The organism is Pseudomonas sp. R2-7-07 (genome assembly GCF_003852355.1).
Classification (GTDB): Bacteria; Pseudomonadota; Gammaproteobacteria; order Pseudomonadales; family Pseudomonadaceae; genus Aquipseudomonas.
The window spans coordinates 4070574-4093287 of record NZ_CP027759.1; the positions used below are offsets into that span (position 1 = coordinate 4070574).

21 protein-coding genes are annotated in these 22714 nt (G+C 60.6%); 8 read left to right on the forward strand and 13 right to left on the reverse strand.

The annotated features are described in order from the left end of the window. Nucleotides 1–41 precede the first annotated feature (41 nt). The 7 genes from C4J86_RS18625 to C4J86_RS18655 form a co-directional block, all read right to left on the reverse strand. A complete protein-coding gene (locus C4J86_RS18625; RefSeq protein WP_014719402.1) occupies nt 42–587 on the reverse strand; it encodes a DUF2058 domain-containing protein in 546 nt (181 codons plus the stop codon). 25 nt (nt 588–612) lie between these two features. Further along, nucleotides 613–1446: a nucleoside triphosphate pyrophosphohydrolase gene (gene mazG / locus C4J86_RS18630; RefSeq protein WP_124365193.1), complete on the reverse strand. Its 834-nt coding sequence runs from the start codon at nt 1444–1446 to the stop codon at nt 613–615. 142 nt (nt 1447–1588) lie between these two features. Then, nucleotides 1589–3832, reverse strand: a complete 2244-nt coding sequence (gene relA / locus C4J86_RS18635; protein WP_124363838.1) for a GTP diphosphokinase — start codon at nt 3830–3832, stop codon at nt 1589–1591. A 120-nt stretch (nt 3833–3952) separates the two neighbouring features. Then, nucleotides 3953–5305 (reverse strand): 23S rRNA (uracil(1939)-C(5))-methyltransferase RlmD, encoded by a 1353-nt coding sequence (gene rlmD, locus C4J86_RS18640; protein ID WP_124371453.1) that lies wholly within the window; start codon nt 5303–5305, stop codon nt 3953–3955. Continuing rightward, entirely contained in the window at nt 5305–6207 is a 903-nt protein-coding gene (cysM, locus tag C4J86_RS18645; RefSeq protein WP_124371454.1) for a cysteine synthase CysM, read from the reverse strand. The genes rlmD and cysM overlap by 1 nt, the downstream gene beginning before the upstream one ends. A gap of 236 nt (nt 6208–6443) precedes the next feature. Next, a complete protein-coding gene (locus C4J86_RS18650; RefSeq protein ID WP_124371455.1) occupies nt 6444–7043 on the reverse strand; it encodes a tRNA-uridine aminocarboxypropyltransferase in 600 nt (199 codons plus the stop codon). 5 nt (nt 7044–7048) lie between these two features. Then, entirely contained in the window at nt 7049–7942 is an 894-nt protein-coding gene (locus tag C4J86_RS18655) for a LysR family transcriptional regulator (protein ID WP_124371456.1), read from the reverse strand. 152 nt (nt 7943–8094) lie between these two features. Here C4J86_RS18655 and speB point away from each other — a divergent pair, with 152 nt between their 5' ends. From speB to C4J86_RS18675, 4 genes are read left to right on the forward strand one after another with little or no spacing between them, the layout of a single operon-like run. After that, nucleotides 8095–9045: an agmatinase gene (gene speB / locus C4J86_RS18660; RefSeq protein WP_065909690.1), complete on the forward strand. Its 951-nt coding sequence runs from the start codon at nt 8095–8097 to the stop codon at nt 9043–9045. Next, the gene (locus C4J86_RS18665) at nt 9045–9467 is read left to right on the forward strand and encodes a nuclear transport factor 2 family protein (RefSeq protein WP_124371457.1); all 423 of its coding nucleotides are present in this window, start codon (nt 9045–9047) and stop codon (nt 9465–9467) included. Before speB ends, C4J86_RS18665 begins: the two co-directional genes overlap by 1 nt. A 21-nt stretch (nt 9468–9488) precedes the next feature. Next, entirely contained in the window at nt 9489–11060 is a 1572-nt protein-coding gene (locus tag C4J86_RS18670; protein ID WP_124371458.1) for a cytosine permease, read from the forward strand. A gap of 23 nt (nt 11061–11083) precedes the next feature. Next, nucleotides 11084–12466, forward strand: a complete 1383-nt coding sequence (locus C4J86_RS18675) for a sodium:solute symporter (RefSeq protein WP_124371459.1) — start codon at nt 11084–11086, stop codon at nt 12464–12466. Between the two features lie 67 nt (nt 12467–12533). On the opposite strand, the gene C4J86_RS18680 is transcribed toward C4J86_RS18675, so the two are convergent. The 3 genes from C4J86_RS18680 to C4J86_RS18685 all read right to left on the reverse strand — a co-directional run bounded on the left by C4J86_RS18680 (nt 12534) and on the right by C4J86_RS18685 (nt 16168). Beyond that, nucleotides 12534–14408 carry an FAD-dependent oxidoreductase gene (locus C4J86_RS18680; RefSeq protein WP_256681706.1) on the reverse strand — a complete coding sequence of 625 codons (1875 nt, stop codon included), beginning with the start codon at nt 14406–14408 and terminating at the stop codon, nt 12534–12536. 600 nt (nt 14409–15008) lie between these two features. Continuing rightward, entirely contained in the window at nt 15009–15131 is a 123-nt protein-coding gene (locus C4J86_RS27115) for a PA1414 family protein (protein WP_017737772.1), read from the reverse strand. Nucleotides 15132–15274: 143 nt separating this feature from the next. Continuing rightward, nucleotides 15275–16168 carry a LysR family transcriptional regulator gene (locus tag C4J86_RS18685; protein ID WP_124371460.1) on the reverse strand — a complete coding sequence of 298 codons (894 nt, stop codon included), beginning with the start codon at nt 16166–16168 and terminating at the stop codon, nt 15275–15277. Between the two features lie 103 nt (nt 16169–16271). Between C4J86_RS18685 and C4J86_RS18690 the strand changes: the two genes are divergently transcribed. Further along, a complete protein-coding gene (locus tag C4J86_RS18690; protein ID WP_124371461.1) occupies nt 16272–17471 on the forward strand; it encodes an MFS transporter in 1200 nt (399 codons plus the stop codon). On the opposite strand, the gene C4J86_RS18695 is transcribed toward C4J86_RS18690, so the two are convergent. The 3 genes from C4J86_RS18695 to C4J86_RS18705 form a co-directional block, all read right to left on the reverse strand. Next, nucleotides 17383–18825, reverse strand: a complete 1443-nt coding sequence (locus C4J86_RS18695; protein ID WP_124371462.1) for an NCS1 family nucleobase:cation symporter-1 — start codon at nt 18823–18825, stop codon at nt 17383–17385. The two genes, C4J86_RS18690 and C4J86_RS18695, sit on opposite strands and share 89 nt — an antisense overlap. Before the next feature lie 198 nt (nt 18826–19023). Then, nucleotides 19024–19422 (reverse strand): DUF2177 family protein, encoded by a 399-nt coding sequence (locus C4J86_RS18700; protein ID WP_124363849.1) that lies wholly within the window; start codon nt 19420–19422, stop codon nt 19024–19026. A 53-nt stretch (nt 19423–19475) separates the two neighbouring features. Continuing rightward, the gene (locus tag C4J86_RS18705) at nt 19476–20312 is read right to left on the reverse strand and encodes a S1 RNA-binding domain-containing protein (RefSeq protein WP_065884480.1); all 837 of its coding nucleotides are present in this window, start codon (nt 20310–20312) and stop codon (nt 19476–19478) included. A gap of 323 nt (nt 20313–20635) precedes the next feature. On the opposite strand from C4J86_RS18705, the gene C4J86_RS18710 reads away from it, so the two are divergent. From C4J86_RS18710 to C4J86_RS18720, 3 genes are all read left to right on the forward strand, one after another. After that, nucleotides 20636–20815 (forward strand): hypothetical protein, encoded by a 180-nt coding sequence (locus C4J86_RS18710; protein WP_003193095.1) that lies wholly within the window; start codon nt 20636–20638, stop codon nt 20813–20815. Between the two features lie 206 nt (nt 20816–21021). Next, nucleotides 21022–21744, forward strand: a complete 723-nt coding sequence (locus tag C4J86_RS18715) for a TorF family putative porin (protein WP_124371463.1) — start codon at nt 21022–21024, stop codon at nt 21742–21744. Nucleotides 21745–21811: 67 nt separating this feature from the next. Beyond that, the gene (locus tag C4J86_RS18720) at nt 21812–22681 is read left to right on the forward strand and encodes a DUF6279 family lipoprotein (protein WP_124371464.1); all 870 of its coding nucleotides are present in this window, start codon (nt 21812–21814) and stop codon (nt 22679–22681) included. The last annotated feature ends 33 nt before the right edge of the window (nt 22682–22714 follow it).

Here is a 22714-nt window from a genome sequence, read left to right on the forward strand (position 1 = left end):
ACAAACCCCGCCTTTTGGCGGGGTTTGTTGTTTTCAGCGGCTTACCACATCAGGTCATCCGGGATCTGGTAGGCGGCGTACGGATCATCCTCATCCGGCACCTGGCTTTCCGTCAGGATATTGAGCTGCACGATACGCTCCGGCGCGCGCTCCTGGATCTTCAGCGCGGCTTCGCGCGGGATCACCTCGTAGCCGCCGCCGTGATGCACGATGGCCAGGGAGCCGTTGCTCAGCTTGTTACGCATCAGCGTGTTGACCGACAGGCGCTTGACCTTCTTGTCATCCACGAAGTTGTAGTAGTCCTCGGTGGTCAGCTTGGGCAGGCGCGAGGTTTCGATCAATTGCTTGACCTGGGCCGTGCGGGCCTTGGCCTCGGCTTTTTCCTGCTGCTGACGGTTCAGCTCCTGGTCGCGCTTGACCTTCTCGGCGTGCGCCTCGGCCGCCAGGCGCGCCTGGGTGTCATCGACCTCGGCCTGCCCCTTGTGGACCAGCCGCTGTTGTTTCTGCTTCTCTTTGCCGACCTGTTTGGCCTGCTTTTGGTTGACCAGACCTGCTTTGAGCAACTGGTCGCGAAGGGAAAGGCTCATGGTGCGTACTCACTTAGGCAACTGCTCAACCGCAGCTGGAAACATTCTTTTCCTGGCGTTTGGCTTCGCCCCACAGGGCGTCCAACGTTTCGAGGGTGCAATCTTCTATGGGTTGATGCGTCTCGCGCAATGCCTGTTCGATAAATCGGAAACGCCGCTCGAACTTGGCATTGGCGCCACGCAACGCGGTTTCCGGGTCGACCTTGAGGTGACGGGCCAGGTTGACCGCGGCAAACAGCAGGTCACCGACTTCATCGGCAATGGCTGCCGAGTCGTTATCGGCCATGGCTTCGAGCACTTCATCCAGCTCTTCGCGCACGTTATCCACCACCGGCAACGCCGACGGCCAGTCGAAACCCACCTGGCTGGCGCGCTTCTGCAGCTTGGCGGCACGGGACAGGGACGGCAAGGCAGTGGGCACGTCATCGAGCAGGGACAATTGCTCGGGTGCGTCGGATTTTTCCGCGCGCTCCTCGGCCTTGATCTGCTCCCAGCGCTGCTTGACCTGCTCTTCGCTCAGTTGAGGAATATCCAGCGGTGCATACAGGTCGCCGGTCGGGAACACATGGGGGTGACGGCGGATCAGCTTGCGGGTGATGCTGTCGATCACTCCGGCAAATTCGAAGCGCCCTTCTTCCCGCGCCAGCTGGCTGTAATACACCACCTGGAACAACAGATCGCCCAACTCGCCTTGCAGATGATCGAAGTCGCCACGCTCGATGGCGTCGGCCACTTCGTAGGCCTCTTCCAGGGTATGCGGCACGATAGTGGCGTAGGTTTGCTTGATGTCCCATGGGCAGCCGTATTGCGGATCGCGCAGGCGGCTCATGAGGTGCAGCAGGTCTTCAAGTGAATACATCATCGTATTTCCAATCAGGTATGAACACCGCCGATCCAATGTGGGAGGGGGCTTGCCCCCGATTGCAATGGGTCAGTCAATAAAGGTGCCAGCTGACCCTCCCTCATCGGGGGCAAGCCCCCTCCCACATTTTAAACCGCGTTCATGGAGTGCGATTACGCCGCGTCTCAATGATGTTCGGCAACTGCGATATCCGCCCCAGCAACCGCCCCAGCGCGTCCAGCCCCGGAATCTCGATGGTCAGGGACATCAACGCGGTGTTGTCCTCTTTATTCGAGCGGGTGTTGACCGCCAGCACGTTGATCCGCTCATTGAGCAGCACCTGCGAGACGTCGCGCAGCAACCCGGAGCGGTCGTAGGCACGGATGATGATGTCCACCGGGTACGTGAGCACCGGCACCGGGCCCCAGCTGACCTGGATGATCCGCTCCGGCTCGCGCCCGCCCAACTGCAGCACCGAGGCGCAGTCCTGGCGGTGAATGCTCACCCCGCGTCCCTGGGTGATGTAGCCGACGATGGCATCGCCCGGCAACGGCTGGCAGCAGCCGGCCATTTGCGTCATCAGGTTGCCCACGCCCTGGATCTGAATATCGCCACGTTTGCCGGGCTTGTAGCCGGTGGCCTTGCGGGGGATCAGTTCCAGCTGTTCGTTGCCGCGCTCCGGCTCCACCAGTTGCTGGGCCAGGTTGACCAGCTGGGCCAGGCGCAAATCGCCCGCACCGAGGGCGGCGAACATGTCTTCGGCGATCTTCATGTTGGCCTTTTCGGCCAGCTTGTCGAAGTCCACCTGGGGCAGGCCCAGGCGCGCCAGTTCGCGTTCGAGCAAGGTCTTGCCGGCGGCGACGTTCTGGTCGCGGGCCTGCAGTTTGAACCAGTGCACGATCTTCGCCCGCGCCCGCGAGGTGGTGATGTAACCCAGGTTCGGGTTCAGCCAGTCGCGGCTCGGCGTGCCGTGCTTGCTGGTGATGATCTCGACCTGCTCACCGGTTTGCAGGCTGTAGTTGAGCGGCACGATGCGCCCGTTGATCTTGGCGCCCCGGCAGTTGTGGCCGATTTCGGTGTGCACGCGGTAAGCGAAGTCCAGTGGCGTGGCGCCCTTGGGCAAATCGATGGCGTGGCCGTCGGGGGTGAAGATGTAGACCCGGTCCGGTTCGATATCCACGCGCAACTGTTCGGCCAGACCGCCGATGTCGCCGAGCTCTTCGTGCCATTCCAGCACCTGGCGCAACCAGGAGATTTTCTCTTCGTACTGGTTGGAACCGGCCTTGACGTCGGTGCCCTTGTAACGCCAGTGCGCGCAAACGCCCAACTCCGCCTCTTCGTGCATGGCGTGGGTGCGGATCTGCACTTCCAACACCTTGCCTTCAGGGCCGATCACCGCCGTGTGCAGCGAGCGGTAGCCGTTTTCCTTGGGGTTGGCGATGTAGTCGTCGAACTCTTTGGGAATATGCCGCCACAGGGTATGCACGATACCCAGCGCGGTGTAGCAATCGCGCATTTCCGGCACCAGCACACGCACGGCGCGTACGTCGTAGATCTGGCTGAACGCCAGGCCCTTGCGCTGCATTTTGCGCCAGATCGAATAGATGTGCTTGGCGCGGCCGCTGATGTCGGCATCAACGCCGGTGGCCTGCAACTCGGCGCGCAACTGGCCCATCACGTCGCTGATAAAGCGCTCGCGGTCGAGCCGCCGCTCGTGCAGCAGCGTGGCGATCTGTTTGTATTGATCGGGTTCGAGGTAGCGGAAGGACAGGTCCTCCAGCTCCCATTTGATATGACCGATACCCAGGCGGTGCGCCAGCGGCGCGTAGATGTCGAAGACCTCGCGGGCGACGCGGTTGCGCTTCTCGTCATCGGCGGTTTTCACCGCACGGATCGCGCAGGTACGTTCGGCCAGCTTGATCAGCGCGACGCGCACGTCGTCGACCATCGCTACCAGCATTTTGCGCAGGTTTTCCACCTGGCCCTGGGTGCCCAGCACCATCGATTGGCGCGGGCTGAGGCTGGCACTGATGGCCGCCATGCGCAGCACGCCGTCGATCAGCTTGGCCACCACGGCGCCGAAACGCTGGCCGACGGTCGGCAACGGGATATGCCCTTCACGCACACCGCGATAGAGCACGGCGGCGATCAGCGAATCCTGGTCCAGCTTGAGATCGGCAAGGATCTCGGCGATTTCCAACCCGGTACGAAAGCTCGACGTGCCTTCCGCCCACAGGTTCTTGGCCGCATTGTCCTGTTGTTCAGACTCACGAGCGAACTCGCAGGCTGCTTTCAAGGCTTCACGGTCCAGTGCCGGGTCGACACTGACGGCATGATCCAGCCATGCCTCGAGATTGATACTGCCGTCGGTGTTGATCGGCTGGTGTGCTCTCACCTGTACCATCTTGCTTACCTTCCCTACGACGCACCTTGGATGCGCCAAAAATCATCGCCGACCTTGCTGCAGGCTCCCTGGCCGTTCACGGCCCTGGAGACTGCAGGCCAGTCGGATTAAACGGGCATCCTAGCCCGCTTCAAATAACGCCATGGCCTCGACATGCGCTGTCTGCGGAAACATGTCGAGGATCCCGGCACGCTTTAGCCGGTAACCTTGCTTGACCAACTCAACCGTGTCCCGCGCCAGCGTGGCGGGGTTGCAGGACACATACACCAGGCGCTTGGCTCCCAGGGCGGCCAGTTTGCGCACAACCTCCTGGGCACCATCGCGGGGTGGGTCCAAGAGTACCGCAGAAAAGCCCTGTTTGGCCCATTCCGCGTCGGTCAGGGGCTGGGACAAATCGGCCTGAAAAAACTGCACATTATGCAAATTATTGCTGATGGCATTCTCTGCAGCGCGCTCCACCATAGCCTGAACGCCTTCCACCGCAACGACTTCGCGTACCTGCCGGGCCAGTGGCAGGGCAAAATTGCCCAGCCCGCAAAACAGGTCCAGCACCCGCTCATCGGGTTGCGGCGCCAACCATTGCAGGGCCTGGGCGACCATCGCCTCGTTGACCCCGGCGTTGACCTGCACAAAATCTCCCGGCCGGTAAGCCAGCTCCAAATCCCACGCCTCAAGGCGGAAACCGAGCGCCCTGCCCGGCTCGACCGGTTGCGGCGGCCCCTCGCCCTGCAGCCACAACTGGGCGTCATGGAAGGTGCAAAATTCCTGCAGTACCTGCATGTCCGCGTCAGACAGCGGTGCCATATGTCGAAGCAACACGGCGATGGACGAGCCGCTGAACAGCTCCACATGCCCTAAAGCCTGCGGTTTACTCAAGCGGCGCAGCATGTTCGGCAGACGCTGCATGATCGGTTGCAAGGCCTGTACCAGTACCGGGCAATCATCGATGGCGACGATGTCCTGGCTGGCCACCGCGCGGAAACCCACCTCGAGCTTTTTGGCCTTGGCATCCCAGCGCACGGCCACGCGGGCACGACGGCGGTAGCCGAATTCCGGCCCGCTCAGGGGCGCGGCCCACTCTTGCGGTTCGACACCGGCCACGCGCGACAATTGCTCGGCGAGCATGCGCTGTTTCAGGGCAAGTTGTTCGTCGTGAGGCAAATGCTGCACGCTGCAGCCGCCACAGCGGCCAAAGTGCGCGCAGGGAGCCGGGCGGCGCAGTTCGCTGGCCTTGAACACCCGCTCGGTGCGCGCCTCGACCACCTTGCCGTGGGCGCCGAGCACCCGCGCTTCCACCTCTTCGCCGGCCAGCGCACCGTTGACGAACCAGGTGCGGCCTTCGAAGAACACAATGCCGCGACCGTCGTTGGCCAGGCGCTCGATGGTCAGGCGCTGCTTCTTGCCCACGGGGATTTGCGGGGCCCGGCTGCCGCCCGTCGGTTGGAAGCGCAGGCCTCTCTCGTGCTTGGCCATCAGTTGGGTTCGTCGAAGATGCCGGTCGACAGGTAGCGGTCGCCTCGGTCACAGATGATCGCGACGATCACCGCGTTTTCGACTTCCCTGGACAAGCGCAACATACCGGCCACGGCGCCGCCGGACGACACGCCGCAGAAGATGCCTTCTTCACGCGCCAGGCGCCGGGTGGTGTCCTCGGCTTCGCGCTGGGCCATGTCGATGATGCGGTCCACGCGCGCGGCGTTGTAGATCTTCGGCAAGTACTCTTCGGGCCAGCGCCGGATACCGGGGATGGCCGCGCCTTCCATCGGTTGCAGGCCGACGATCTGAATCGCCGGGTTCTGCTCCTTGAGGTAGCGCGAATTGCCCATGATGGTGCCGGTGGTGCCCATGGAACTGACGAAATGGGTGATGGTGCCCTGGGTCTGGCGCCAGATTTCCGGGCCGGTGCTGGTGTAGTGCGCTTCGGGGTTATCCCCGTTGGCGAACTGGTCCAGCACCACGCCACGGCCTTCGGCGGCCATGCGTTCGGCGAGGTCGCGGGCGCCTTCCATGCCTTCTTCCTGGGTGACCAGCACCAGTTCGGCGCCATAGGCGGTCATCGCCGCCTTGCGCTCGGCGCTGCCGTTGTCGGGCATGATCAGCACCATCTTGTAACCCTTGATCGCGGCGGCCATGGCCAGGGCGATCCCGGTATTACCCGAGGTGGCTTCGATCAGCGTGTCGCCCGGCTTGATCTGCCCGCGCAGTTCGGCGCGGGTGATCATCGACAACGCCGGGCGGTCCTTGACGGAACCGGCGGGGTTGTTGCCTTCAAGCTTGAGCAACAAGGTATTGCTGGTTTCACCCGCCATGCGTTGCAAGCGGACCAGAGGGGTATTGCCGACGCAATCGGCGATTGTAGGGTACTGCAAGGTCATGGCGTATTCGCAATCCAGACTGCGGGGCGCACATCATACCGGGAAAGGTCGGCGCGCCATATCACGCAAAGTGCGGTGCTTATGGCTTATAGGAATAAGGCAGAGGTGTGGTGCCGATGAGGGCGCCCTCGGGGGCAAGCCCCCTCCCACAGTTGATCGCGTTCCAACATGAGAATGCGGTCGAATGTGGGAGGGGGCTTGCCCCCGATGGCCGCACCTCGATAACCAGCCGGGCTCTAATCCCCACCGCCATGATTTCTCTGAAAAACCTCTTCCCCCATCGCCGCAATCTGCCCCTCGATCAATGCTTCAAAGGGTTTCAACAGCGGCTCAAAGGATGTCGGCGCTTCCAGTACCTGCAACGCTTGCACGATCGCTTCGACCGTCGACAAGGCTCCAGGCCCTGGCGCCTTGCGCAAGCGATACTGGGAAACGCCGCCGTTGGCCAGCGTCACCCGAGGCAACGCTGCCAGCAAAGGGTTGAGGTGCAACAACTTGCGCGCCTTGCGCCAAGTGCCATCGGGCACCACCAGCAGCAGCGGCTGATCACCAGGCGTATAGGCTTGCAAAGGCTGCGCATCATCGGCCGGGAACAGCAGGCGCGCCTGATAGCCGGGCGGGTTCAACAACGTCGCCAGGTCGTTAAACACCTCCCCCACCACCAACTGCGCATTGTTCAGCCCCAACGCCGCCAATCGCGCAGTATTGAGCGCATGGTTGACCTCGCTCGGATGCTGCAACAGCAGCACGCGGGTGCGACTGTCGAGGCTGGGGATCAGCGAACACAAACAGTGGCTGAGTGGTCTGAGGCAACGGGAACACTGGGGTCTGGACATGGTTTTCAGGCCTGGTTGAGCTGGGCTTTGAGTAAATCGCGGAAGGTCTGGATCAGCGGCTCGCGGCTGCGCCCCCGACGCATGATCATCGAAAACGGCGCTTGGTAGCCAAAGGTCGCCGGCAGCAGCACGCGCAGGTCGCCCTTGTCGGCCCAGGCTTGCGCGTAGTGCTCGGGTAAATAGCCGATGTAGGCGCCCGACAGCACCAGGATCAGCTGCGCCTCCATGCTTTCTACCGTCGCGGCACTGTGCTTGAAGCCATGGCGCGCCAGTTCGGCCTGGCTCCAGTAGCCGCGCCCGACCATGCGTTGCTGGGTGATGACCTGCTCGGGGATGCGCCGCTCGTTGAACAACGGATGCCGGGTGCTGCAATACAGCCAGTGCTGCTCGCGGTACAACGGCATATAGATCAGCCCGCTCATGCGGTTGGAGAATGCGCCGATGGCCAGGTCCAGGCGATTGTCCTGCACCCCCAGTTGCAGTTCATAAGGGCTCAACACCGACAGATGCAAATGTACCGCCGGATGTTCGAGGCTGTAGGCGCCAATCACCTCGGCGAACGGCAGGGCTTTATCGCTGACGGTGGAGTCGAGCACACCGAGCTTGAGGGTGCCGCGCAACTCGCCCTTCAACGCGGCGGCATATTGCTCGAAGCCTTCCAGCTCGGCCAATAAACGCAAGGTTTCCTGATGAAACAGCTCGCCCTTGCTGGTCAGGCTGAAGCCGCCCCGCCCGCGGTGGCACAGCACCAGGCCCAGCGCCGATTCCAGCTGGCTCATATAGGTGCTGATGGCTGACGTCGACAGGTTGAGTTCGTGCTGGGCATTGGCGAACCCCTGGTGGCGCACGACGCTGACGAAGATGCGCAGGAGTTTCAGGTCGGGCAAGGCGTTGGCCATGGGTTCTCCGGATTCAGCTCAAGCAGCGCAGTCTACCCCAGGCTTTAGTTTAGAAAAATCTGAACTAAGTATTTGCCCGTGGCGATTCTTTCGTTTCCATGTATTTCGCAGAATCGCCCCCCAGATAACCACAACAACGATGAGGCAATCCCGTGGACAAGATTTTCCACCAACCACTGGGCGGCAACGAAATGCCGCGCTTCGCCGGCATCGCCACCATGATGCGCCTGCCCCACCTGCAAACGGCCAAGGGCCTGGACGCCGCGTTTGTCGGCGTGCCCCTGGACATCGGCACCTCGCTGCGCGCTGGCACCCGCTTCGGCCCGCGTGAAATCCGCGCCGAATCGGTGATGATCCGCCCGTACAACATGGCCACCGGTGCGGCGCCGTTCGATTCGCTCTCGGTTGCCGATATCGGCGATGTGGCGATCAACACCTTCAACCTGCTCGACGCCGTGCGCATCATCGAAGAGGCTTACGATGAAATCCTCGAACACGACGTCATCCCCCTGACCCTGGGCGGCGACCACACCATCACCCTGCCGATCCTGCGGGCCATCCACAAGAAACACGGCAAGGTCGGGCTGGTGCACATCGATGCCCACGCCGACGTCAACGACCATATGTTCGGCGAAAAAATCGCCCACGGCACCACCTTCCGCCGCGCCGTGGAAGAGGGTTTGCTCGATTGCGACCGCGTGGTGCAGATCGGCCTGCGCGCCCAGGGCTACACCGCCGAAGACTTCAACTGGAGCCGCAAACAGGGCTTTCGCGTGGTCCAGGCCGAAGAATGCTGGCACCACTCCCTCGCGCCCTTGATGGCCGAAGTGCGCGAAAAAGTCGGCGGCGGCCCGGTGTACCTGAGCTTTGACATCGACGGCATCGACCCGGCCTGGGCGCCTGGCACCGGCACCCCGGAAATCGGCGGGCTGACCACCATTCAGGCGATCGAGATCATCCGTGGCTGCCAGGGCCTGGATTTGATTGGTTGTGACCTGGTGGAAGTTTCGCCGCCCTACGACACCACCGGCAATACCTCACTGCTCGGCGCCAACCTGCTGTACGAGATGCTCTGCGTGCTGCCTGGCGTGGCACATCGCTGATGAGCGTGCCAGCGGTGCTCAAGGCGGCGGCCGCGCTGGTCTCGGCCTTCGCTCGCAACGACCGCGCCGCTTACTTCGGCGCGTTCACGGCCGATGCGAGTTTTGTGTTCCATACCCTCCCCCAGCCACTGCTCAGCCGCGATGCCTACCAGGCGTTGTGGGACAGCTGGCGCCGGGACGAGGGGTTCGAGGTGCTGTCGTGCACCTCGAGCAACGCCGTTGTCAGCCTGCAGGGTGACGTGGCGATTTTCATGCATGACGTGGCCACCGAGCTGCGCATGAACGGGGAGCATCACTTCAGCCAGGAACGCGAGACCATCGTCTTCACACGGCAAGGGTCGCGCACAGAACAACAACAAGGCCTGTGGCTGGCCTGTCACGAACATTTGTCCGCTATGCCGGAAGGGCTGCCGCCCCCTTAGCCAATGTGATCGGAGCTGATCATGAATAATAAAAACAACCAAAACAGTATTCGCACCATAGAAACCAACGGGGTCGAACAGATCCCCGACCACGAACGCACCGCCGCCCCTAAGGATCTGTTCCGGCTGATCTTCGGCGGTGCAAATACCTTTGCCACCGCCGTGCTGGGCGCGTTCCCGGTGCTGTTCGGCCTGTCGTTCCAGGCCGGGGTCTGGGCGATTGTGCTGGGCGTGCTGGTGGGCGCAGTGATCCTGGCGCCCATGGGCCTGTTCGGGCCGATCAACGGTACCAACAACGCTGTGTCTTCCGGCGCGCATTTCGGCGTGCATGGGCGGATTGTCGGCTCGTTTCTGTCGTTGCTGACGGCGATTGCCTTCTTATCACTCTCGGTGTGGAGTTCAGGCGATGCGCTGGTGGGTGGTGCGAAACGTCTGATCGGCCTGCCGGAATCCGACCTGACCCTGGGCCTGGCCTACGGCGTCTTCGCCCTTCTGGTGCTGACGGTGTGCATCTACGGGTTTCGCTTCATGCTGTGGGTCAACCGGATTGCGGTGTGGGCCGCGAGCGTCTTGTTCCTGCTGGGTATCTTCGCCTTTGCGCCGGCCTTCGACAGCCACTTCGCCGGCAGCGTCGCCCTCGGTCAGAGCGGCTTCTGGGCGGCGTTTATCGGCGCCGCGCTGGTGGCGATGAGCAACCCGATTTCCTTCGGCGCGTTCCTCGGCGACTGGTCGCGCTACATCCCGCGCCACACCCCGAAGCGCCGGATCATGCTGGCGGTGGTCCTGGCTCAGGTTGCCACTTTGATTCCGTTCCTGTTCGGCCTGGCTACCGCGACCATCGTGGCGGTCAAGGCACCGGACTATATCGCCAGCAACAACTATGTGGGCGGCTTGCTCGCGGTGGCACCGAGCTGGTTCTTCCTGCCGGTGTGCCTGATTGCGGTGATCGGCGGCATGTCCACCGGCACCACCTCGCTGTATGGCACCGGGCTGGACATGTCCAGCGTGTTTCCACGCCTGCTGTCACGGGTCAAGGCCACGCTGCTGATCGGGGTAATGTCGATTGCCTTCATCTTTATCGGACGTTTCGCCGCCAACCTGGTGCAGAGCGTGTCGACCTTCGCCGTGCTGATCATCACCTGCACCACCCCATGGATGGTGATGATGATCATCGGCCTGATCGTACGCCGAGGCTTTTATTGCCCGGATGACCTGCAGGTGTTCACCCGTGGCGAAACCGGCGGCCGCTACTGGTTCAGCCATGGCTGGAACTGGCGCGGGCTGGGGGCCTGGATCCCGAGCGCGCTGGTGGGCCTGTGCTTCGTCAACCTGCCGGGGCAGTTCGTCGGGCCGCTGGGCAACCTGGCCGAGGGCATCGACATCAGCTTGCCGGTAACGCTGGGCCTGGCCTCGGTGGTGTACCTGAGCCTGCTGCGGCTGTTTCCGGAACCGGCTGCCGTCTATGGACCGACGTTTGTGGCGAGGGAGCTTGCTCCCGCTGGACTGCGAAGCGGTCCTAAAAAAGCCGGCTTCAGCTTCGCTGTCGAACGGGAGCAAGCTCCCTCGCCACAGCAAGCGCCTTCTGCACAATAAAAAATAATCGGAGACTCGCCGTCATGGCCTTGGATTTATTCGTCGTACTCATCTACGCCGCCGGCATGCTCGTGCTCGGCTACTACGGCATGCGCCGCGCCAAGACCCACGAAGACTACTTGGTCGCCGGGCGCAACCTCGGCCCGTCTCTCTATATGGGCACCATGGCCGCCACGGTGCTGGGTGGTGCCTCTACCGTTGGCACCGTGCGCCTGGGATATGTGCACGGCATTTCCGGTTTTTGGCTGTGCGCCGCGCTGGGCACGGGGATCATTGCGCTGAACCTGTTCCTGGCCAAGCCGCTGTTGAAACTGAAAATCTTCACCGTCACCCAGGTCCTGGAAAAACGCTACAACCCCATGGCGCGCCAAGCCAGCGCGGTGATCATGCTGACCTACGCGCTGATGGTCGTGGTGACCTCGATCCTGGCCATCGGCACCGTCCTGCAGGTGCTGTTCGGCCTGCCGTTCTGGATCTCGGTGCTGCTGGGCGGTGGCGTGGTCGTGGTGTATTCGACGATTGGCGGCATGTGGTCGCTGACCCTGACCGATATCGTGCAGTTCGTGATCAAGACCGTCGGACTGATGTTCATCCTGCTGCCGATCTGCCTATACCGTGTCGGCGGCTGGGACGAACTGGTGGCCAGGCTGCCGGCCTCGAGTTTCAGCTTCACCGCGATCGGCTGGGACACGATCATCACCTACTTCATGATCTACTTCTTCGGCATCCTGATCGGCCAGGACATCTGGCAGCGCGTATTCACTGCCCGTGACGAAAAAGTCGCCCAGTACGCAGGCACGTTCGCCGGCTTCTACTGCATTCTTTACGGCCTGGCGTGCGCATTGATCGGCATGGCCGCGCATGTGCTGATCCCGGACCTGGATAACGTCAACAACGCGTTCGCCGCCATCGTCAAAGCCTCCCTGCCGGACGGCATTCGTGGCTTGGTGATTGCCGCTGCCCTGGCGGCAATGATGTCAACCGCCAGCGCCGGGCTGCTCGCCGCCTCCACCGTACTAACCGAGGACTTACTGCCACGCTTGCGCGGTGGCAAACAGTCGAGCCTGGGCGTTAACCGCCTGTTCACCCTGCTGACCGGAATAGCGGTGCTGGGTATCGCACTGGTGGTGAACGATGTGATCAGCGCTCTGACCCTGGCCTACAACCTGTTGGTAGGCGGCATGCTGATCCCGCTGATCGGCGCGATTTTCTGGAAGCGTGCAACCACCTCCGGGGCGATCACCTCGATGACGCTGGGCTTCGTGACCGCGTTGGTATTCATGTTCAAGGATGGGCTGGACGCAAACACCCCGATTTACTACAGCCTCGCGGTGGCGTTGGTGAGTTTTGTGCTGGTGAGTGTGTTGTCGCGTAAACCGGGGGCGGTGGCGGCGGGGGCGGTTTGAGGTAAACAGCTTTATAGCGGCTCCCTCAGCGGGTGCGACAGCGGATGTCGCACCGGTTTTTTATCATTCACCGTTCATGCGCTCTGGCCTGAATCGTTTCCTGAACCAAAGAGGCCCACACCAATCCCTGTGTGGTGCCCCCTGCATAGGTTCCCCCGGCCGCGATTTGATGGTGGGCGGACCAATGCACTATCGACAGTCCATCTGAGGTGCCCGGCCTGGCACATTCGATTATTTGCAGGTCGTCCTTTTCGACCGCATTGCGGTAGGACCGTGGAAAGTGCCGAGATACCGCGGCAAGGCACGCCTCGAGTACGTGTTCCTTGTGCTCCAATGTCGACCCAGGCGCAACCTGCCCGCCGGAGATCAGAATGTGATCCCCGTCCAGGCGGCAATTCATGACCCCGATAGGTAAATCGTACTGCAGCTTGAGTCCGCACATTTCGGCCCCTTCATTATCTTTGGCGCACAGTTTGAAAAACCAGCCAATGACCGCGATGACATTGGGTTCCTCTACGCCCATGGCAGTGACGACAAAGTGATCTTTACTCAGCTCGGCAATTTGTACCGGGTTAAGATATTGGGGCCGAAATTGAACCCCCGAACGCTGCAACAGCCGCTCTAACTCCCGCGTCAGATCATTAAACCCTACCTCATAACCCGATACTTCCACGGCCCGACCGACGCCAGGGACGCCATAACTTGCCTGGAATTGCCGTTGGCTGATCTCTGCGACTTCACCTCCCGGTTTACCGCTCGGCCAAGGCCTTGCTTGGATATCGCGTTGCTCGCGGATCGCGTCCTCTACGTCAGTGGCATCGTCCCTATAGGCTCTTACAATCCGCGCGCGTGCACAGGGTGCCAGCGACGGGTTATCGGCCAAAAGCTTTTCAAACAGTTCAATGCCTGCTCGATTGCACTCAACGGCCAAATGCTGGTTTCCTGACAGCAGGAACGGGTTATGCAGCGGTTTTGCCGTTGTCTCCGTCGCTGACAGATGACGCATGTTCACCTGCTTGTGACTGGCGCCGTCGCTCTGCCGGTTGCCGCCGTATACGTCGACCTGATAATTCGCCAGGCGAAACATCACGGCTTGGAACAGGCCGTTAATCCCTCTACCGATGATCGATACGCGTGGCGCCTGGGGGTCTATCTGTTGAGAGGGGATCGTCAATGGCTGCGCAAGTCTGCGCCTGACGACGCCGTGCAAGGCCGTCAAGCTCAGTTGAATGGAGACCGCATAGTCCAGATCGCACTGGCAGCCTTCGGTAGTGGCCGCCTGCGCAGTCAGCATCGCCGGGTTGCGCCATGTGGAGACACTGCAACCGAGCTTTTGCGTGCGCACTCGAAACGAGTCCAGTGTTACCGGCCCATAGTCCAATACAAGCTGGATGCCCTCGGCTTGCGCCAGGGCCTGCAAAGCGTCATCGCTGAAGACGTGCGGTTTGGCGACGCAAACCAGGCGGGCCTGCGGGTGCATACAGTGAATAAGAGCGCGGTCAATGCGATGAGTAGAGTCATTCGTCAAAGACAAGCAGAGGGCGACTGCGCTGGCCCCTCTCATCGCCTCCAACCAATCCACCACAAATGACACTCGACTGCTTTGTACTGCGTTCCTGTCAGGCGCCAGACGGTATCGGCTCAATACCTTGATTCGAACTTCGGGATCTCGATCAAGCAGTAACTTGACGAGTTCCTGACCGACATTGCCATATCCCAGTACGCAGATGTCACGGGGTAGCGAACCGTCGGCGAGTGTCAGCCAGCGCACCATATAAGCCGCGACGTGCGGCGCGTTGACCCCAGGCGTGTTGACCACTTGAATGCCGCTGGATGCGCACAGATCCAGTTGCACCTTATCCAGACTCGTACCTCTGCGTATCAGATGGAGGTTTCCGAATGGGTGGGCTGTACGCCACAGGTCTATGACGTCTGCATCCATGGCCTGGTCCCCAGCAACGATCGTTGATGGACGCAAAAGCCCGATCTGTGTGAGCAATGCCTGTTTGTTTATTGTCGGGGGAGAAACACGATGTTGCTGGGAGCGTTAGCCTTCCAGGCTCTGGACACCGGCGCGATATGCAAAATGCTTTCAAGTGTGGCGATCAGGGATGCGGCGACTGGCGGAACGGAAGAGCGCGTCATAGCGTTGTCTCCAATAACTCTGACTTAGTCACGCCTCGCAGAGAGGCTTTCTAAAGTTTGGAGTTACGGAAGCAGCCGCTTTTCTATTCCGATAGCTTTATGGGTCGTTCCATAAGCGTTGCAACAGCCCATGAACCATGAGCATGGCTCCGTAACGGAATTCAACCTACGCTCATCCTAAAAAATGAGTAAGCCAGTCAATTCTGACGAACGAGTGGTCCAATTCCGACAGTTGAAAGTGAAGGAGCCAGGTGGCGTAACCGCTTTTCATACCTGACACAAACAAATGTGGGAGCGGACTCGCTCGCGAATGCGGTAAACCAGTCAACTATCTATCGACTGACTCACCGCATCGCGAGCAAGCCCGCTCCCACACGAATCCTGGGTTGGCTTGGGATCAGCGCCGACGAGGGCGGCGTTGCTCATCATCGGTACGAATCGGTACCGGCTGCAGCGGAGGCTCGATCAAGCCCAGCGCAACGCCAAGGTCATGGAGCCAGGTTTGAATTTTCTCTTTCATGATTTGCCCCCTTTGAGGGTAATGCGAGTAGGCGCCTGTTCTGTCGCCGTTTCCTACATTGATAGTAGCGCTAAGTCTTACGTATTGCTTGTGCGAAAGCACAACGAACTATTACTGAATGGATCTGAATCCTGTCGGATCGTTCAAGCAATTTCACGCCTGTCTGGCAAGCACTCTGCCCGGTCCGACTGCTGCAGCTCGATCCATGCATTGAGGTTAGCGCCGAGCATACCCTTTCGCCACATCAACCAGGTGGTGGCAGTGGCAAAAGGCCCAGTCAGCAGATGAACGGACACGCTGTCCTTGCCTGGCAAGCTGTCGAGCATGGGTTCGGACATCAACGCCACGCCGGAACCGGCGATGACACACGCGAGCATACCTTGGTAAGACTCGATCTCGATGGCCCGGCCCATGGCCACGCGATCGTGGGAAAACCAGCTTTCCAGGCGGGCGCGATAGGCGCAGCTGCGGCGGAACGTGAATACCGAGCGGCCGGCGACGTCTTGGGGCCCGCGTACTGGCGGGTGGTCGGCTTCGCAAATGATCACCAGGCGCTCTTCGCACAGCGGCACGCCGTCCAGCGTGGCCAGGGCCAGCGGGCCATCCACCAGCGCCGCATCCAGCCGTCCGGTGATCAAGCCTTCCAGCAGCTCGCCGCTCGGCGCAGATTGCACCTGCAGGTTCACCCTCGGGTAGGCCTTGTGATAACGCGCCAACAGTTTCGGCAAGTGAATCGCTGCCGTGCTGTACATGCTGCCGAGTACAAAATCACCGGCCGGTTGCCCGCCCTGCACGGCGCCGTGGGCTTCGTCGTGCAGCGCCAGTAGGCGGATGCTGTAGTCCAACAGCACTTTACCCGCAGGAGACAGCTGCAAACGCTGGCGTTCACGCACAAACAGTTCGATGCCGAGCTGTTCTTCCATCTGCTTGAGCCGGGTCGACAGGTTCGACGGCACGCGGTGCAGGCGCTCGGCGGCGCGGGTAATGGAGCCCTCCTCCGCCACCGCCCGGAAGATGCGCAGTTGACTGAACTCCATACCTTTCTCCAAAACTGAACAAGTTCATCACTATTATTCATTTTTACAGAAAGTCAATCCGCTTTAGCCTGACGGTCTTCGCTTTATTGCAGGACACCTGAACATGTCACCGCTGATTCGCTTAACCGCCAGCTTTGTCGCCCTGATGATGGCCATGGGCATCGGCCGCTTTGCCCTCACCCCGCAGATGCCGCATCTGCTCAGCGAAGGCCAGATCGACCTGACCGGCGCGGGGCTAATCGCGGCCGCCAATTACCTGGGTTACTTCGTGGGTGCCGTGGACTCGATATTCGCTCGCAGTCATCATCATATTAAGGGGCGCTTGTATGGTGGCCTGTGGCTCTGCGTGCTGCTGACCCTGGCGTCATACTGGGCCCACGGGTTCTGGCCGCACCTGTTGCTGCGTTTCGGCACCGGCGTCGCCAGCGCCTGGGCCCTGGTGATGATCACCAGCCTGAGCCAGCCACTGGCGATTGCCGCTGGCAGGCCGCGCCTGGGAGCACTGGTATTTGCGGGGCCGGGGGTGGGTATTTTGCTGACGGGTTTGCTGGCGCTGGGCTCCAACCTGTTGGGGCAAAGCTCCGCGACGCTGTGGTTGGTGTATGGGGCAGTGGCACTGGTGATGCTACTGGCCATCCTGCCCTTCTTGCCGAAGCCGAGCGCGTCGGTTGCACCCGCCCCCAGCACCGGCAATAACAGCAGCATTGCGCACTTAGGCTGGATCTACTTCCTGTACGGCCTGGGCTACATCATTCCGGCCACCTTCCTGTCGCAGATGGCCAGCGCGCAGTTCAAAGGCGCCTGGCAGGCCGACTTGTTCTGGCCTTGTTTCGGCCTGGCCGCCGCAACGGGCGTGGTGATTGCCAGCCTGCGCCGCAAGGACCCGAACACCACCCGACGCTGGCTGATGACCACGCTGTGGCTGCAAGCCGCTGGCGTGTTCACTTGCCTGCTGGGCAATGGCTGGGGGCTGGCGCTGGGGGTGTTACTGTGCGGAGCGCCGTTTCTGGCCTGCATGCAGTTGGTCATGGCACGCTTGCGCGAGGTAGCGCCCAATGGCTATCAACGCAACACCGGCCTGTTGACCGCCAGCTTTGCGATCGGCCAATTGAGCGGCCCGCTGCTGGCTTCCGTGAGCAGCCACTGGAGCGGCAGCCTGCAACCGGCGTTGGTGATTGCCGGTTGCGGCCTGTTGGTGGCGGGCAGCGTATTGATCAGCCGGCGACCACAGGGGTCGGTACGCGGACCTGCTCGCGCCGCGTCAGCACCAGAAAAAACAGCCCGCCCAGCAAGCATCCGGTAAACCAGGCGAAATTGGCCATGCCCTGCAACGCCGGCGTGAAGGTGATCGCCACGCCCATCAACGTCGCCGGCACCAGGGCCTTGACCGCCGTCCAGTTCACACCGCCATCGAAGTAATAGCGCCCGCTCGGAGTGTCATCGAACAGCGCATCCACGTCGATGCGCTGCTTTTTGACCAGGTAGAAATCCACCAGCAGGATGCCAAACAGCGGTCCGATAAATGCGGCGAGGATATCCAGGGTGTAATGGATCATCAGCGGGTTATTGAACAGGTTCCATGGGGTGATAAAGATCGATGCTACCGCCGCGATCATCCCCCCTGCGCGCCAACTGATTTTGCTTGGGGCAATGTTGGCGAAGTCGAACGCGGGCGAGACAAAGTTGGCGACGATATTGATACCGATGGTGGCGGTGACAAACGCAAAGGCGCCCAACAGGACGGCCATGCTGTTGTCGATACGCGACACGGTGGCAATCGGGTCATGCAGCATTTCGCCAAACACCGGCAGGGTGCCCGAGACAATCACCACGGTGATGAGAGAGAACGCCAGGAAATTCACCGGCAGCCCCCAGAAATTGCCACGGCGCACGTCCTGCATGCTGCGGCAGTAGCGGCTGAAATCACCAAAATTCAAGGTCGGCCCGGAGAAGTACGACACCACCAGCGCCGTCGCCACGATTACCTGGCCGAACGCCTGCCAGCCCGACAGTGATTTTTCCGCCAGGGTAAAGCTGATATTCGCCCAGCCGGCCTTCCAGACAATCCAGCCGGCCAGGGCAAACATCACCGCGTACACCACCGGGCCGGCCCAGTCGATAAAACGGCGAATGGACTCCATGCCAGCCCAGAACACCGCGGCCTGCAATACCCACAGGCTGAGAAAGCCGAACCAGCCCAAGTAGGACAAACCCGCAAAATGCGGCTCGGCATATACGGCCATCGACGGGAAGAAGCGCAGCACCACGATGATCAAGGCACTCGACGCCAGGTACGTCTGAATCCCGTACCACGCTACCGCGATCAGGCCTCGGATCACCGCAGGAATATTCGCGCCAAACACACCAAATGCCAGCCGGCAGATCACGGGGTAAGGCACCGCCGCTTGCTGACTGGGTTTGGCCACCAGGTTGGCGATCAGTTGCACAATGCAGATACCCGCGAGCAAGGCGATCAATACTTGCCAACTCGCCAGCCCCAGGGCAAACAGGCTGGCGGCGAAGACATAGCCGCCGACGCTGTGCACATCGCTCATCCAGAAGGCGAAGATGTTGTACCAGGTCCACTTTTGCGGCAGTGGGCCCAGGTCCTGGTTGTACAGCCGTGGGCTGTAGCCTTTGGGCAATTGTTCAGTCATCGCCGGACTCCTCGAAATATCGCCCTGCGCTGGCGTAGCGGTATGCATACGGTCGGCTACATGGGTTGTATACGAGGCATTCAGCAGGATGCGTGCCAATGGCACACAATCCCCGTGGAACGACGCTCCAAAGGGATTATCAAGCTTTAGCTATCAGGGGAAATGCGCAGCAACGGTGCACGACAATCCTGTACACAATCACTGGCGCACCCGTTGTGCACACAGGTAGCCGACGGTGCAACAGATCGCTGTTAGAACCGTGCCCCACGCCATGTCCATCACCGCCAGGCCCGCAGACCAGCCTTGCAGCGTGGCCCAATTGCTCAGGTCGTAAGTGCCATAGGCGACCAACCCGAGCAAGGCGCCCAGACGCGCAGCGCGTTGCCAGCTGGCGCTGGGCAATACCACGAACACCACGCAACCGAGGACGTAGAGCAGATAAAATACAACCGCCGGCAACAGACGCGGCTGGTCGAGCATCAGCGAGCCGAGCAGGCTTTTATAGGTGGGCCCCATGAGGACGCCGAGCCAAAGGCCGTCGAGCACCAGGAAGGCGAACAGGGTGCCAAGATAGGCAAACAGCGTTTTCTTCGACATTTGACCGGTCCACTGCAGGAGCGAGTTTGCTCCTACAGCAGAGCAAACCGCACTCAGCTTAGTTCAATGCGGTCCGCATGAATCACAATCTGCCCCTGCTTGTAGAGCGCACCAATGGCCTTTTTAAAGTTGCCTTTGCTCACGCCAAACAAGTTGCTGATCACAGCAGGATCGCTTTTATCACTGACCGGCAAGGTGCCGTTGTTGTCACGCAACTTGGCAAGAATCTTCGAGTTGAGGCTGGACGCCGCTTCCTGGCCAACCGGCTGCAGGCTCAGGCTGATGTTGCCATCGGCGCGGATCTCCTTGATAAAGCCTTTCTCTTCCTTGCCTGGGCGCAGGAACTTGAACACCTCGTTCTTGTGGATCAGGCCCCAGTGCTTGTTGTTGATGATCGCCTTGAAACCCATGTCCGTGGCTTCGGCCACCAACAGGTCGACTTCCTGGCCCACCTGGTAATTGGCCGGCGTTTTGTCCAGGTAGCGGTCAAGGCGCGCGGTAGCGGTGATGCGCCTGGTGTGCTTGTCGAGGTAGACATGCACTACGCAATACTCACCGGCGCTCAACTGACGCTTTTCTTCTGAGTAGGGCAGCAACAGGTCTTTTGGCAGCCCCCAATCGAGGAAAACGCCGATACTGTTGACTTCCACCACTTTCAAACTGGCAAACTCGCCCACTTGAACCTTGGGTTTTTCAGTGGTGGCGATAAGTTTGTCATCGCTGTCCAGATAAATGAAAACGTTAAGCCAGTCTTCATCTTCACTGGGAATATCTTTGGGGATATACCGATTAGGCAAGAGGATTTCACCGTCCTGCGCACCATCCAGGTACAAACCAAAGTTAGTGTGTTTAACCACTTGCAAGCTGTTGTAGCGCCCGACTAAAGCCATTTCCAGATACCCTCATTGCGTGGGCGGTATTCTACCCGGTTTGTGTCAGGCACGCCCGCGCGCCTGAAAAATCCGCAGGCTGACGTGGCGCTACAGTGGCACCGCCCCGCTCGTCTGATCATTCCTACAAATTTTACCGGTCGCCAACGCCCCGTCATTACAAGCTTTTGAGTTAAAACAGTAAGTTAGCCGATTAAATTATCGATCAAGTTCGGCACGTTTCCAGACGCTACGTAATGTCTGAGGGATATTTGCCAAGCAATTGTCAAGTATTTCCTGTACGATGCCTGGCCAAGTTAATTTTCTACAGGTTAGTGGCCGCCATGCGTGTAAAAGCATCCAACAGCAAAGCAAAGCCAGCTCCCGCCGTTGAAACCAGCGAATCGATCAACAGCCAGATTGCTGCGTTTCTTAAGTCCGGTGGCGAAATCCAGCAAATTGCCAAGGGCGTAAGCGGCCAGACTTTCGGCCCGTCCAAGCAGATCAGCCTGGGCAAGAAGTAACACCTGCGCAACGCACCTGGTCCCTAAGCGTCTTGCCTTCAAGGCGCTAGGACTAGAGCCCCGAAACACCCTCTGCTTCACCCTTTATTGCGCAAAAACGACGAACGGGCCTCATCTGCGCGCATTCGCCGGTATCCTTGCACACGTCTAGCACGGGCATCCGCCTGATTTTTCGTTACTGCTCCTCGCTTTTCATGGAGTGAAGCATGTTCAAACCCTGCACGTTTCTGATCGTTGCGTTAATTGCCAGTCCGCTCGCCCAAGCGCAGATCTTCCAGCGCGAATTGGGCGACTTTGACCTTAAATTGGGCACCACGCCCAGCCGCAGCATGGCCCAGGGTCTGGTCAAGCCCACCGCGCCCGGCAGCGACTCGTTCCACGGCGGCCTGGACTTGAGCCACGACAGCGGCGTGTATTTCGGGCAGTTCTCGCCGAATATGGACCTGTCCTCCAAGAGCACGCTCGAAATCGATTCCTACATGGGTTTCAAACACCCTTTCGACCAGACCCTGGGCTACGAAGTCGGCCTGATCCACTATAGCTATCCCAAGCTCAGCCCTCTGGACAGCCAGGAGTTCTACGGTGGCCTGAACCTGTTGGGCAACCGCTTCGGCGCCTCCTTCAGCAACGACCCCGACCGTCAGGACAGCACCCTGTTTGCCGACCTTGGCGGTACCCAGCCTTTCGGTATCGGGGTCAGCATGAAGTACACCACCCATCAGCTGGGCACCCCGGTTTCGGTGGAAAATGGCTCCATCCGCACGTTCAGCGACTGGTCGGTACAGTTCTCCCGAGAATGGAAAGGCGTTGACCTGGATTTGATCTACAGCGACTCCAGCCTCAGTGGTGGGGACTGTTCGGCCTACTCCGGACACAATTCGCAATGTGATGGGCTGTTGACCTTGAAGGCCGTGCGATCGTTTTATTGATGGGCTGAACTGTCGCCCCCGCCGCAGGTTCACATGCATTAACCTCCATCCGTGCAAGGATCCGCCCATGCTGCGTCGGCTAAAATTTCTGGCGTTATTGCTGACCCTGAGCCTGGCGCTCGCCGGCTGCAACCGCGTAGGCCTGGCCTACCGCAATCTCGATGTGATCATCCCCTGGACCCTCAACGACTACCTGGACATGAACGCCGGGCAAAAGAGCTGGTTCAATGACAGCCTCAAGCAGCACCTGGCATGGCACTGCACCACGCAATTGCCGGGTTACCTGGATTGGCTGGACCGCTTGCAAACGATGGTCGACAGCAATCAGGTCACGGACGCGGCCTTACAAACCCGTACCGTGGAAGCCAAGCAGGCCATCGGCGAGATTGCGCGTGAAATCACCCCGACTGCGGTGCAATTGCTGCAAGGTCTGGATGACCAACAGGTCAAGGAGATGAACGACGCCTTGGCCAAAGACCTGCGCAAACGCCAGGACGAATACCTCAAGCCGCCACTGCCCCAGCAGATCAAGGAACGTGCCGAACGCATGAGCAAGCGCCTGGACGCCTGGATCGGCCCGCTCAGTACACGCCAGCAAAGCCGGGTGATGGCATGGTCCGTCGCGTTGGGCGATCAGAACACCGAATGGATCGGCAATCGCGCCCGCTGGCAGGCTCAATTCATCGACGCCGTGCAGCAGCGTCAAAGCGTCGACTTCCCGCGCAGGATGCAGCAACTGCTGGTCGACCGTGAGAGCCTGTGGACCCCGGCGTACCGCAGCGCCTACGCACAGACCGAAGCCGCGGCGCGCAGCCTGATCGTTGACCTGATGGCTGAAAGCACCGCGCAGCAACGCTTGAAGCTGACCCAGAAAATCGACGCCGTGCGCAGCGACTTCAAGGCGCTGAAGTGCCTGAAGGCCACTCCATCCCAATAAACGTGGAAGCGGGCACACCCGCTACCACTCGCG